Origin of the sequence: Bradyrhizobium sp. CCBAU 53338 (assembly GCF_015291665.1) — a bacterium.
GTDB lineage: Bacteria > Pseudomonadota > Alphaproteobacteria > Rhizobiales > Xanthobacteraceae > Bradyrhizobium.
In genome coordinates, this window is sequence record NZ_CP030048.1 from 3,676,768 (window position 1) to 3,688,920 (window position 12,153).

General features: G+C 58.9%; 11 protein-coding genes. 7 read left to right on the forward strand and 4 right to left on the reverse strand.

All coding sequences use genetic code 11. The annotated features are described in order from the left end of the window. The gene (gene pepT / locus XH90_RS17240) at positions 1 to 1,251 is read right to left on the reverse strand and encodes a peptidase T (protein ID WP_194475574.1); all 1,251 of its coding nucleotides are present in this window, start codon (positions 1,249 to 1,251) and stop codon (positions 1 to 3) included. A gap of 104 nt (positions 1,252 to 1,355) precedes the next feature. Further along, positions 1,356 to 1,670, reverse strand: a complete 315-nt coding sequence (locus XH90_RS17245; RefSeq protein WP_018642395.1) for an HU family DNA-binding protein — start codon at positions 1,668 to 1,670, stop codon at positions 1,356 to 1,358. Positions 1,671 to 2,242: 572 nt separating this feature from the next. Between XH90_RS17245 and XH90_RS17250 the strand changes: the two genes are divergently transcribed. The 7 genes from XH90_RS17250 (at position 2,243) to XH90_RS17285 (ending at position 8,916) form a co-directional block, all read left to right on the forward strand. Next, on the forward strand, positions 2,243 to 3,127 hold the full coding sequence (locus XH90_RS17250; protein ID WP_194475575.1) for a toprim domain-containing protein: 885 nt from the start codon (positions 2,243 to 2,245) through the stop codon (positions 3,125 to 3,127). Next, positions 3,124 to 4,152, forward strand: a complete 1,029-nt coding sequence (locus XH90_RS17255; protein WP_194475576.1) for an AAA family ATPase — start codon at positions 3,124 to 3,126, stop codon at positions 4,150 to 4,152. The genes XH90_RS17250 and XH90_RS17255 overlap by 4 nt, the downstream gene beginning before the upstream one ends. A gap of 378 nt (positions 4,153 to 4,530) precedes the next feature. Then, positions 4,531 to 4,899, forward strand: a complete 369-nt coding sequence (locus XH90_RS17260) for a hypothetical protein (protein ID WP_194475577.1) — start codon at positions 4,531 to 4,533, stop codon at positions 4,897 to 4,899. 368 nt (positions 4,900 to 5,267) lie between these two features. Beyond that, positions 5,268 to 5,834 (forward strand): hypothetical protein, encoded by a 567-nt coding sequence (locus XH90_RS17270; RefSeq protein WP_194475579.1) that lies wholly within the window; start codon positions 5,268 to 5,270, stop codon positions 5,832 to 5,834. Continuing rightward, positions 5,831 to 6,529, forward strand: a complete 699-nt coding sequence (locus XH90_RS17275; RefSeq protein WP_194475580.1) for an HK97 family phage prohead protease — start codon at positions 5,831 to 5,833, stop codon at positions 6,527 to 6,529. The genes XH90_RS17270 and XH90_RS17275 overlap by 4 nt, the downstream gene beginning before the upstream one ends. Before the next feature lie 118 nt (positions 6,530 to 6,647). After that, complete coding sequence (locus XH90_RS17280) at positions 6,648 to 7,445, forward strand: hypothetical protein (protein WP_194475581.1); 798 nt, start codon at positions 6,648 to 6,650, stop codon at positions 7,443 to 7,445. Beyond that, complete coding sequence (locus XH90_RS17285) at positions 7,438 to 8,916, forward strand: hypothetical protein (protein WP_194475582.1); 1,479 nt, start codon at positions 7,438 to 7,440, stop codon at positions 8,914 to 8,916. The genes XH90_RS17280 and XH90_RS17285 overlap by 8 nt, the downstream gene beginning before the upstream one ends. A gap of 160 nt (positions 8,917 to 9,076) precedes the next feature. On the opposite strand, the gene XH90_RS17290 is transcribed toward XH90_RS17285, so the two are convergent. Together XH90_RS17290 and XH90_RS17295 are read right to left on the reverse strand one after the other, a co-directional pair. Then, complete coding sequence (locus XH90_RS17290) at positions 9,077 to 10,594, reverse strand: hypothetical protein (protein WP_194475583.1); 1,518 nt, start codon at positions 10,592 to 10,594, stop codon at positions 9,077 to 9,079. Positions 10,595 to 11,438: 844 nt separating this feature from the next. After that, a complete protein-coding gene (locus XH90_RS17295; protein WP_371748246.1) occupies positions 11,439 to 11,681 on the reverse strand; it encodes a hypothetical protein in 243 nt (80 codons plus the stop codon). Between the last annotated feature and the right edge of the window lie 472 nt (positions 11,682 to 12,153).

Here is a 12,153-nt window from a genome sequence, read left to right on the forward strand (position 1 = left end):
TTACGCCTTCTCTTCCCAGATCATCGCAAGATGCACGATGGTCTGCACTGCCTTCTCCATGTCCTGCCGGCTGACCCATTCGAGCCGCGAATGAAACGCGTGCTCGCCGGCAAAGATGTTGGGGCAGGGCAGGCCCATGAAGGACAGGCGCGAGCCGTCGGTGCCGCCGCGGATTGCCGTGCGCATCGGGCGCAGCCCGGCGCGGCGGATCGCCTCGATCGCGTATTCGAGGATGTGCGGGTGACGGTCGATCACCTGCTTCATGTTGCGGTACTGCTCCCTGACCTCGAACTTGTAGGTCGAGCGCGGGTATTCCTTCATGACGTCCTTGACGATGTTTTCGAGCAGAACTTCCTTCTCCTTCAACCCTTCCTCGGTGAAGTCGCGGACGATGAGGGAGAGCGTCGCCTGCTCCAGCGCGCCCTCGACGCCGACGGGATGCAGGAACCCCTGTTTGCCCGACGTGGTCTCCGGCGAGCAGCCTTCCTTCGGCAGACGCTCGACGATGGCGGCAGCAATCTTGATCGCGTGCTCCATCTTGCCCTTGGCATAGCCGGGATGGGCGCTGACGCCGGTGATGGTGATGGTGGCGCCGTCGGCGGAGAACGTTTCGTCTTCGACGCTGCCGGCGCTCTCGCCGTCCATGGTGTAGCCGAAATCCGCGCCAAGTTTCTTGATGTCGACATTGTCGACGCCGCGGCCGATCTCTTCATCCGGCGTGAACAGGATCTTGATGGTGCCGTGCTTCACATCGGGGTTGTTGATGAAGAAGTGCGCGGCATCCATGATCTCCGCGACGCCGGCCTTGTTGTCGGCGCCCAGCAGCGTTGTGCCGTCGGTGGTGATGATGTCGTTGCCGATCTGGTTCTTCAGCGCCGGATGTTCAGTGAAGCGGATCACCTGGCTGGGATCGGCCGGCAGGGTGATGTCGCCGCCGCGATAGTTCTTCAGCACTTGCGGCTTGACGTCCTTGCCGGTGACGTCGGGCGAGGTGTCCATGTGCGAGCAGAAGCAGATCACCGGCACTTTCTTGGGCGTGTTGGCCGCGATCGTTGCGTAGACGTAGCCGTAGTCGTCGAGATGGGCGTCTGCGACGCCCATGGCCTTCAATTCGGTGACGAGAACGCGGCCGAGATCCTTCTGCTTCTCGGTCGAGGGCGAGGCGGGGGAATTCGGATCGGACTGGGTGTCGATGGTGACGTAGCGCAGGAAGCGCTCGGTCACGGTATGCGAAAAGGTGAGGGAGGACATTTCTGGTCAAACCGCCGGTGTCAGGGGGATGCAGGCGGTATATCAGAAAAGCGGGCCGCGTTGCGGCCGGACGTGGGCGGATCAGGCTTAACGAAAGGTAGCGTTCAGATCGCTTCCTTCAGTTCCTTGACCGGGCGGAACGCGACCTTCTTGCTGGCCTTGATGTGGATGGCTTCGCCCGTGGCGGGATTGCGGCCGGTGCGGGCGGCGCGCTTGCGGACCTGGAGGATGCCAAGGCCCACGATGCGGACGCGGTCGCCCTTCTTCAAATGCTTGGTGATCAGGTCGACCATGTCGGTCAGGACGGCCTCGGCATGCTTCTTGGAGAGGTCCTGGCTTTCGGCGATGTCGGCCGCCAGGTGCTTGAGCGTGATCGTGGCTGGAGCAGCTGCCTTCTTCGCCGAATCTTTCTTAGCCATGTCTGGCCTCCTCGGATGTCGCGCGGAAGCTTGTGAAGCTCCCAAACTGCCAAGTTCCCGCAAGGGCTAGACGATTCGGGATGGGACTGACTATGCCGGTCCTCCGCAGGCCGGGATTTCGCGCGATCCATCAAACAAATCGGGCGTGTTCCCGCCATCCCGCGATCGACAACGATACGGCACCAGCGAGTGGGCTGAAGATCTGTTGCTAAGCTTTTGAAGATGTTGCCAAAAATGGCGCGAGAGACGGGGCTCGAACCCGCGACCTCCGGCGTGACAGGCCAGACAATACCGCAATAATTTCAGCGGCTGTTCTGACTGGTGGGGTGGCCCAAAGCGGGCCTAGTTGGCCCGAAGTTGGAACGTCGGAGGTGCCGCATGGAGGCACCTGAAATGCGAAGCCCCGCCGCGTCTGGGGAGAGCGGCAGGGCGGGATCGCAGAGATTGGGTAACGAAATCGATTCTGACACTACGCCGCTTGAATTTCAAGCCGGGAAGCTGCGCCGAATCTACTGCTTTTGCCACGCCACCGCCTGCACCATCGCAAGCCTCGCCTTTGCGGGAGGGCCGCGATGAGCGCAGATGTCATCGGTCACGCCCTTAGGGGCCGGCGCAATGGCAATGGCTGGCTGGTGCCGTGCCCGGTTCCGAGCCACGGCAAGGGGCGCGGAGATCGCAGTCCCTCGCTGTCCGTCAGTGACGGTGACGACGGGCGGCTGCTGCTCCGCTGCTTTGCCGGCTGCGAATTCGCCGACATCCTGGACGAGCTGAAGCACCGCGGGCTGGTCGACGGAAAACAGCTTGCGGCCACGAAGTTCAAGCCGTCCGTCGTGCGCAGATTCGAGCCCCAACCTGATGTCGGGGCTTTGACGATATGGCGGGCGACCGTCGAGGCGCAGGAAACCGTTGTCGATGAGTATCTAAATCGTCGCGGAATCTATCTGCGACCCAAAATGCTACGCTGCCGGCTGGATCGCCGATCAATGGTGGCGGGTGTTCAGGCTCCAGACGGCAAGATCATAGCGATCCAGCAGACATGGCTAACCGGGGAGGGCGAGAAGGCGGCATCGAAGCGCCTGACAACCGGCAATCTCGGCACGGGCGCCGTGCGCTTGGGGGCAGCAAACGCGGTCATGGGGCTAGCTGAGGGCGTTGAGACGGCGCTTTCCGCAATGCAGATGACAGGCGTGACGGTATGGGCATCGCTGGGAGCTGCGCGGCTTCACAGCGTCGAATTACCGCCCGATGTCCGGGAGGTGCATGTCTTCTGCGACAATGACGGGCCTGGCCGCACCGCCGCCAAGCGGGCAGCGGATGTTCACACTACGCTAGGACGTAGCGTCTATCTGCGGTCGCCGCCGGATCAATGCGGGGACTGGAACGATTTTCTGAACCTGCTTGCCGATCGCGACGGGCGCGACCTGCCATCCTCCGACGTTGCGGAGGACGCGGCATGAATATGCGAACGATCATTGTCGGAGAGAAGGTGGAGGCAGTCAGCCCCAAGTCGGCCGCGCCGCTGTTCGTGCTTTATGACGATTTGGACGCGGAGGCATCGAAGGCGTGGCTTGTCGACAGGATGCTCGGCGCAGGCGAACTGAGCGCATTCTATGGCCCTCCAGGCTGCGGTAAGGGGGTCATCATCGAGGACATGGCCCTGCACATTGCGGCAGGCTGCGATTGGCATGGTCGGGCTGTAGCGCGCGGTTCCGTTGTTTACATCGCACTAGAGCGCAAACGGTTGGTGGAGCGCAGGGCCATCGCGTTCAGAAACAAGCATGGCCTGAGGAATGTGCCTTTTGCGATCGTCGGCGGTGTGTACGACTTCCGCGATGTAACTACAGCGGCGCAGATCGCGGAGATATGCCGAGAAGTCGAGCACAAGACCGGCCAGGCCGTGGTCCTAATCGTCATTGACACGGTTTCAAGGGCGCTTGCTGGTGGGGACGAGAACAGCCCGAAGGATATGGGCGCACTTGTTACCGTAACCGCCAAGCTCCAGGAGGACACGCAGGCTCACATCCTGTTGGTGCACCATATTCCCCATGACTCCGATCGCTTGCGTGGTCATGGCGCCCTGCTCGGTGCCGTAGATACCACTATTGCCGTTGCCAACGGCGGCGCGGCGCGCTCAGCGAGAGTCGTGAAGGCCAACGATAGCGAAGAGGGCGAGGGGATCAGCTTCACGATCGACTCGGTGGAGATCTCCCAGGACGGCACCACCGCTGCCGTGGCGGTTCCGGCAGACGCACCACCACCACCGACGTCGGTCGGACCGCGGCTCAGCGCCAATGCCAAGACCATGCTGGCGATACTCCAGGAAGCAGGCCGCGATGGTCTGCTAACCGAGGAGTGGAACGCAAGGTCTCGAGATGCCGGCATCGGAGCGCGACGCAGAGCCGACCTCACAGACGCGAGGTCGATCCTGAAGCGAGCGGGACTAGTCCGCGAATACGCCGACCGTTGGCGTTCCCAAGCATGATGTTCGGTTTGTTCGGGGTCTAAAGACCCCCGAACCGAACCGAACACCGAACATGCCCCTTCCGAACACCGAACAGAACAGAACCGAACATGACGAACACGTTGAAAGAATTGAGGTGTCCGGGGGACATCAAGGGGAAAGCCGATGGAGTGCCCGAACCGGCCAAGGCCAAAAACTCGCACAAAGCCAAATTGATTTCCTCGCCTCGCCAATGTGGCTGTGGCTTGGCGGGGGGAGTCTGAAGGTTTGCCGGGGTGCCTTGAAACCGGCTCCAGCGCCACCTTTTGCTAATCGTCCATTTTTTCGGAGATACAATTGAAGCGTGGCCGTAAATCAGCTGCAGAGGTTGCGAGCGTCGTCGTAGCGGCGGGGACGAGCATGCCGGCTCAGCCTCCTGCGGAGTTGACCGACGCGCAGGCCATGATCTGGCGTGACGCGGTTGGGTCGATGCCGGGCAACTGGCTCACACGGGCTGCCCATCCGATCCTGATTGCTTACTGCAGGCATGCCTGCCGAGCGCGCCTGTTGGAAATGCAGATCGCACAGTTCGAGGTGGAGTGGACCAGGGTCGATGGCGGCCTGGAGCGGCTCGACAAGCTGTTTGCGATGGCGGAGCGCGAGACTCGCGCCATATCAGCCTGCGCTCGTGCCCTTCGCCTGACGCCCCAGGCTTTGATGCACCCCAGGACGGCGGGCCGCAGGATCAATGATCTCCCGGCGGGGCCACGGCCGTGGGACGAGAAATGACGGACAGCAGCGATGCCGAATCACGCTTCGACGCTTTGATCGCTGATGCGCCGACACCAGCGTGCGCTGCCGCGTGGCGCCGGGCCGAAAGGGCGTACTTCCAACCAGTTCCTCCTGGGCGCACGCCGATCAATGACGATGGGGCGCTGGACGAGGTCGCGAGTCTGATCGAGTCCGGTGTAGCTCGCTCCGAGTATGCAGCTCTGACTCGTGTTGCGAGGCGAATTGCAAAACACGATTCAAAGTGGAAGTCAGTACGCGAGCGCCTACGAAGAAAATGGATCGCGCACAAAAAAAGTAGCCACGAAAATATTTAAGTGGCTAGTCAGCGCGATGCACATTGCGAGTGTCAGATTAGGAACTCGCACATGTTCGCACGTAAACGTCCGCCGGTCCAACTCGTCGAGAGTGTCACTGAAGACGCATCTCCCACCATCGCGGGCGACGTACCGTCGCTGAAGGCGGTCTCGACCCGATATGCTGAATTGACGGCCTTGCAGACCTCCCTCCGCCAGTCCGCGGCGCATCTACAGTCGGAAATCGCGGAAGCAAATCCTGAGTGCCGGGCGAGGATTGAGGTTGATCTTGCCGAGATCGATCGGAAGCAGCACGAAGTCACGGCTCAGTTGAGGCGAGAGTCGGCTGAGGCATCGGCCGCCGTCTGCAGGCTTGTCGCTCCACACTATCGCGAATTGGTCGCAAGGCTGGCCGCAGCACTCATCGAGGTGCATCGCGCGAACTCCGCTTATACCGATTTTGCCGAAAAGCTCGATCGCCGCTCGGTGAAGTGGGCTCGGCTTAAGCCAGCGTTTCCACATTTTCTCGGAAGCCCTAAAGACAAGAATTCTCACCTGGCCGTGTTTCTCAAACAGCTCGTCGCCGATGGCTTCCTGGAGCGACGGGATCTTCCGAAAGAGTTCGGGGGGAAGGCATGACACCTCTTGGCCGCCCGAAACTCGAATATTTGAACTCCGGACGCATTGATCGCGTCGGACCGGGGTCCATTACCCCCACCAGAGGCGCGCGCAAGGCCGGGGTCTTAGGCTACATCGGTGGATGGGCCACCCGATACGCTAAACCGCACATTCACAAGTCGCGCATCGAGGTCATGATGGTCGGATGCTTCGCCACAACCTTGGCGAAGCAGCAGGCTGTTCGGTTCCTGATTGACCACGATGAGGGGCAGCTCGTCGCCACGAGCGACGACAATCTCATGCTGCGCAGCGATGAGGTCGGTCTCGCATTCATTTTGACCGTGCCGGCGACAGATGCGGGCGAGAAGGCCCTTCGGGCCGTCGAGTCGGGCCGGATGGCGGCGATGTCGGTTGGTTATGAAACCGTGGAGACCGAGGCCAAGCAGCTCGCCGGGGAGCAATGTTACCTCGTTCGATCCGCGAGATTGAATGAGATCTCCCTGGTCTCGCGCGGTGCGGTATCGCAGGCCTATGCGAAGGTTATTGCGAGGCCCGATTTCTCGCTGGTTTTGGAAGACGCCGCGGGCGCTGATCGTGCCGCGGAGAAATCGAAACACGAAGCGCTTCGGGCAAGAGCAAGTGCCGCTGCGTCGGATGTGTCGTCCTCGTTCCGCAACGTCATCAATCTTCTTGGAGCGATGGGAAATGCTGCATGACGTTAGGATGTTGGGTGCAGCAGAGGACGGGGAGTGCGGTGAACGTGTCCACATCGCGCTCCCCGCTCCTCGATTTCAGGGGGCCGCGATGACCGCAGAACTGGCAAAGGGCAAATAGATGTCTGCTGCCATCATGTTGCGACAGCATAACTGCATCCATTTAGCGACTGATGCCGCGGTTTATTTCCAGGATGGCGTGGTGGCTGAATTTGTCGATAAGTGCCGCGCCTTTCCCGAGATTAGATGCGCCGTCACGATGCTCGGCGCCTCCCGTTGGCAGGATCTCGTTTTTGATGCCTTCCGCGAGACATTCACGTCGTTCGATGATGCCAAGGAGCGCATGCCGTTCCTTCTGCAGGTGTTGTGGCGCGAGCATGCAAGCACTGTCTGCGAGCCGGGAGCGTGGCCCGCTTGCGACGTGTGGGTGATTGGCTGGTCCGATCAGATCGGTGGGCCGGATGGTTTTACAGCCTTCATGGATGACTTCGAGGAGTGGAGAGATCGCGATGGCGCTAACCCCCATGCGCGGCCACCGTTTGTTGTCTATCCGCTGCATCCTGAGTTTGGCCTGAATTGGCATCCGCATCCGACCGCGGAGCAACTCTTCGAGGCGAAGTTTCCGAGAAGTCTGGCGGAGACGGAAATGTTGAGCGATGTCGATCTCCTTCAGGTGATGGAGGTCCAGCGTCGCATTCCGAGCCGATTTCACGGTCACCCGATCGTTGGCGGTTACATGGACATGACGACAGTGGATCGAAACGGCGCACTTCAGCGTCGAGTCCATACCTGGGATGACAAGGTCGGCGAATTGATCCGGCCGGGGTCAATCGATTGGGTGAAGTGGCGACAGGCGCGCGAGCGTGCTCCCAGCAATGTCGCATCAATACGCAAGGCAAGAAAGATTCTTCATGCTTAATAACCTGCAAAATCAACTGCCTGTTCTCGACGCCGTCGGGGGCGCGCAAAAGATGGCTGCGCAGTATGCCGCCGACTATGCGACCTACCTAGATCAAGGCAAGACCTCGACGGATGCCGCTGCCCTCGCCAGCGCTAATTTTGCCGCGTCGCAGGCGCAGGCCAACTCGTCCGCGAAGGAGATGTTGTTCAATCTCCAGAATCAGGCTGCCGCTGCTGGCGCGGTTACGGGCGCCGAGCGAATTGGTGCGCAGGGGCAAGCGACGTATAATTCGTTGATTCACCAGGGCGTCGACGAGACACTGGCTGCGTCGGTTGCCAACCAGCAAATGGCGAACAGCGTGGACGCCGCCAATGCAAAAGTCGAGCAGCAGACCGAAAACGTTAAAGACAATACCGCCATGATCCGGGCAGCGCGCGATGGCACAGAAGCGACCACGGCGGCAATGATCGCGTATAAAAATGCAGTCAATTCCGGTGCAGACACTGATGTTGCCATAGCTCTAAAGAACGCCGTTTTGGAAAACGGACTCGAACGGCAGGCAGACAAGGCTTACGCGGCGGCCGAGGCATACGATCGACTTGCTGAAGCAGAACGCGCTGCGGCTCGGGCTGCACATGATGCGCAATATGCCGACATCACGCCCGGCGGTGATAATTCCTTTGGATTCTTCCAACTCAAGAACGGGATCGAGGGCAATAGCGCTTACGCAGAAAGCGGATACCAGTCCTACAACTGGCAGCAGCAGGGGGTTCAATCTCTGGCGAACAGCGGGCTACTTTCCGGAAGCGCGCTCGATCAAGCCTGGTCAAATGCGTCGAAGAGCCCAGACATCAGTGCTGTCCAGGAAGCGCAAATAACTCAGGCGCTCCGCAACGGAGGTATTGATGCTGCGATAAACGTTGCAAAGCGGTTTGGAGTAGACGCGCAACAACAATTTCAGAGTGTGGATTCCCTCTATCAGATCAAAAATGGAATGACCGGCGACAACGCCGTCAAGGCCGCCAATCTGCAAGATGAACTTGCGTGGCTTCAATCCCAACCCGAAACCGTCGCCCGCGATCAGGCCATCATCAATCTGCAAAGTTCGATCGATGGCCTAACAAAGTCCACCGACAGCTTGAACAGCACAAACCAAAGTCTGCTGTCGCCGTATTATTCGCAAGACCCGAGGACGAGCCATATCGGCTTCCGCTCGCAGGGCATGGCGACGGGCGGGGAGATCACCATCCCCGGTGGCTACAGCGCCAACGACAATATGACGGTGACTGTGCCGGTCGCGTCGGGCGAGTTGCTATCGGTGCGGCGTCCTGGTCAGAGCCTCGGCAACGCCACGCAAAACGTCACGATCAATCTCGGAGGGATCACCATCAATAGCGGCGGTGGACAGGTTGACACCAACGCGATCGGAAGGACCGTCTATCAGGCGCTCCAATCCGGCGCCAAGCAACTCTCGGTGGCCGGCCGATGACAATACCGGCTTATCGTCTGCCAGAAGCCATCGAGAAGGGCTCAAGGTTCGGGCCTGCGTTCAAAAATGTAATTCAGGAGGCGATCTCCGGCAACGAGCAGCGCTTTGGGCAATGGACCAAATTGTCGCTGTGTCGGCGTCTCGGTGTGGTCGCGCCGATTTAGGGATGCCCCAAGCTTTCACGGCGAATCCCCCCATAGGTATTTACTAGCTTTGCAAATCGGTCTTTCGCGTCATCCGGACATGTAGTTCTCTCTCCGAATTTGAATATTTTCCTTGCCGGTCTTTCCTTGAGGGGTGCAATCATAGCGCTCGCCGGAAAACAGAACAGCGTCACGCCCAGACGCGCAGAGAGTGCTTGAATCGGTTCAGGTACAGCATAAACCCCGTCTTGCAGCCAATATTTACCGCGATCGACTACAAGGTCTGTTACGCCTTCGTCTGCAAGAAATTCAGACACTCTTCCCGCAACAATTGCATTAAGGTAGGCGACATTCGCTACGATTGCCTCTGTTTGGATGAGGCGGCTCCCGGCGGGCAGAAAATAGCCAAAGCTTCCGGCTCGATCCCCCATCGCGAATATAGCGTTGCTATCTGCCTGCCTTGCTTCGATCACATTGGCGACGCCCCAAGAGGGAGTTTTATTTTGAAGGTGTGCGGCAGCTAGAATTGGTGCGTTGTAGCGGACTAAATATTCAGAGCTTGACCATAGCGTTTCCAACACCAAGACAAAAACTGCCATCCATTTTTGTGGTCCAGGCTTCGTTTCCGAAAGTACCAGAAGAGTAAAATAGAAAAGGAGAGCAACAGGCCAGGCGTACCAATGCCAGATATGCCAACCTGAAAAGATGCTGTAGTAAGCGGCAGACGCAGCGATCGCAAACATGCAAATGCTGATCTCTTGCTTATGCTTGAGGTTGGCAGCGCGACGTGGGGCTAGCGAAACGATGACCAATGCTAAAGTCGGCGCAATGGCCCATCTAAGTATATCCAAACCTGCCTGGAAATTTTGGCCAAGTCTATTTCCAACGGCTTTTGCCAAACCAGAGATCGGAAGAGGCGTACCGAAGAAAGTGTAATTCAATAAAAGATAGGTGAGGATGGCGAACGCGAGAAGAAGGTTCGAGCGATAGTCGATCCGTCTATCGATCGCGAATTGAAAAATCTCTCTTCCGATGATCAGACCAACCGCATCGAGTCTCGCCAGGAACAGAAGGGTCGCAAATGTTCCGCGTTGCCAACCATCAGATCGGAAATACAGAAGTGCAATTGGTAGGCATAGGACGGTTTCCAATCCTGAAGATGAGACCATTGGAAATGCGATCGTGGTCAATGCGGCAGGCCAAGCCTTTCCGTATATCCGAGACGATAGAAACATAAACGTGCCGATGACACAGAAAATCAGCAGATGCAGTACGACGGCGAGAGCGTGATGATCGCCGCGGACCAAAAATGAAGCGGCCGCCAAAATGGCCATCCAGAGTGGCTGATATCCGTTTGTGTCGAGCGGCGGCGCGAACATGCTCCGCAAATTCACAGCTAAATTCGATGCAACTCCGAGATAATAGTATGCGTCGTCAAAGATCAGATCTACCCAAGTCGTCGGTTCAGCAAAAAGTGTGATGGTGGCGGCGACGAGCGGGACTGACAGAGCGAGCAAATTGACGAAGCCAACCACGCTCACATTCCGAGTCCCAAACGCCATAGATGAACTTTCGCGCCTTTGTTTCGATGCTACGAGCATTGTGGGAAATTACCGTTGGTGTGGCGACTTATCGCTTTGTGAGCGGGCTAGAGCGTCCGACTCCGCTTCAGCCCAGGTAGCTACCGCGTACCCCAATTCTGGCGACAATCTCACGGCGGTAACAGGGGGGCACACCCCTTTTTTGAGGGGCGGCACGCGAGGCGGGGAAGACTGCAGGGGTGGTAGCGGACCGGCTCTTACCGCATGCGATTGAAGCCGAAAACGGCCCCAAGCGCAATCCGGGGCTGGCCGGGAATTTCGCTGGAGCCGTTTCGGCGCAGCCGAATCAAACGGCGCGCACTCGCTCAGCATTCCTCGCGCTCAAATTGTGCGCAATAACATATGATCAAATTGGCCCCAGCTCCGGGGGCAGGGGGGCTCGTATGGAGCTGGGGCCAGTGGGGTCTGCCCTTCATGGCGGCGAAGGGCGAAGGGAAAACCTGGCAACCCATCGACCGTTCCTATGACCACCCGTAAATTTCCCAGTAGGCAAACGGCTGGCTAGGCCCGGAATTGCACGGGGTTGCGCTGCGTAGTTCCGACAACTACCCAGCGCACTATGCCGGAACCCATGATGCTTAAATGCCCGCGGTGTGGCTTTGCGATGCTGTCGGCCGATAAGCACCTCGATTGGCGCGAGCGCACTTACGAGTGCATAAACTGCGGCAATGAATTGAAGGGGCACGACCTCGACCCGTGGCGAGAAGACGTCAAAAACCCAATCAAGTAGGGCGCTTCCGGCATTCGGATGGTCAGCCTGAGAGGGTGTCGCCTGGCGTCAATATTCGGACGTAGGTGCCGCTCTCGTGCAGCTCGATCCACCTCGCTCTATGGCGTGCTTGATGCTGGCGCTAAATTCAGACCCGGTGGCTTTGCAGCCGTCTTTCGATAGGAACGGTGCGTTGATCTTCTCGATATGGATGCGACCGTCCTGAACCGCCTCTATCATCTTGGTCAATTCGATCAGCTTGCGAGCCGCGGCCTCGGGGTCGGAATAGGGACGCTCGCTTTTCATGTTCATGGATCAGCCCCAGCCAAATTGATGCCGATCGTATAGGCGATTCTCAATTCACGGCCGGCTATTCTTTCTCGGCAAGATCGCTTGCTCGGTGCCGTTGCTGCCGGCGACAATGTTGGACCCGCGCGTGCCGCAAGCCGTGCAGACGAACCGCGGCTCAAGCTGTGAAATCCGGAGCGCGTCCGGCCATCGGTCAACATACTCGGCTGGGAGTTTGACGTTATGGCTGCACCTGTAGTCCTCGCAGAACACAATCAGGTCGCGCACGCCCGTTGATCGCAGGTCGCCAAGCGTAATCTTGAGCGGGCGGCCATCAGGTTCGGTGCGATTGCGTCGGGGCGGTCTCGTCATGGGCGCTATCGAAGCGCGGAGCCCGTGAGAGTCAAATTGTCGATTGCTGGTGGCTGGGAACGATCACGGGCCACAATTCCTCGTGGTGCCTATCAAATCGGTGAATTGTCATTCTTGAGCCTTT

What these genes read in the sequence shown, in the direction of transcription:
- XH90_RS17275 (WP_194475580.1), top strand. Translation starts at nt 5,831, where the DNA reads ATGACACCTCTTGGCCGCCCGAAACTCGAATATTTGAACTCCGGACGC.
- XH90_RS17295 (WP_371748246.1), bottom strand. Translation starts at nt 11,681, where the DNA reads ATGAACATGAAAAGCGAGCGTCCCTATTCCGACCCCGAGGCCGCGGCT.
- XH90_RS17250 (WP_194475575.1), top strand. Translation starts at nt 2,243, where the DNA reads ATGAGCGCAGATGTCATCGGTCACGCCCTTAGGGGCCGGCGCAATGGC.
- XH90_RS17260 (WP_194475577.1), top strand. Translation starts at nt 4,531, where the DNA reads ATGCCGGCTCAGCCTCCTGCGGAGTTGACCGACGCGCAGGCCATGATC.
- XH90_RS17270 (WP_194475579.1), top strand. Translation starts at nt 5,268, where the DNA reads ATGTTCGCACGTAAACGTCCGCCGGTCCAACTCGTCGAGAGTGTCACT.
- XH90_RS17285 (WP_194475582.1), top strand. Translation starts at nt 7,438, where the DNA reads ATGCTTAATAACCTGCAAAATCAACTGCCTGTTCTCGACGCCGTCGGG.
- XH90_RS17280 (WP_194475581.1), top strand. Translation starts at nt 6,648, where the DNA reads ATGTCTGCTGCCATCATGTTGCGACAGCATAACTGCATCCATTTAGCG.
- pepT (WP_194475574.1), bottom strand. Translation starts at nt 1,251, where the DNA reads ATGTCCTCCCTCACCTTTTCGCATACCGTGACCGAGCGCTTCCTGCGC.
- XH90_RS17255 (WP_194475576.1), top strand. Translation starts at nt 3,124, where the DNA reads ATGAATATGCGAACGATCATTGTCGGAGAGAAGGTGGAGGCAGTCAGC.
- XH90_RS17245 (WP_018642395.1), bottom strand. Translation starts at nt 1,670, where the DNA reads ATGGCTAAGAAAGATTCGGCGAAGAAGGCAGCTGCTCCAGCCACGATC.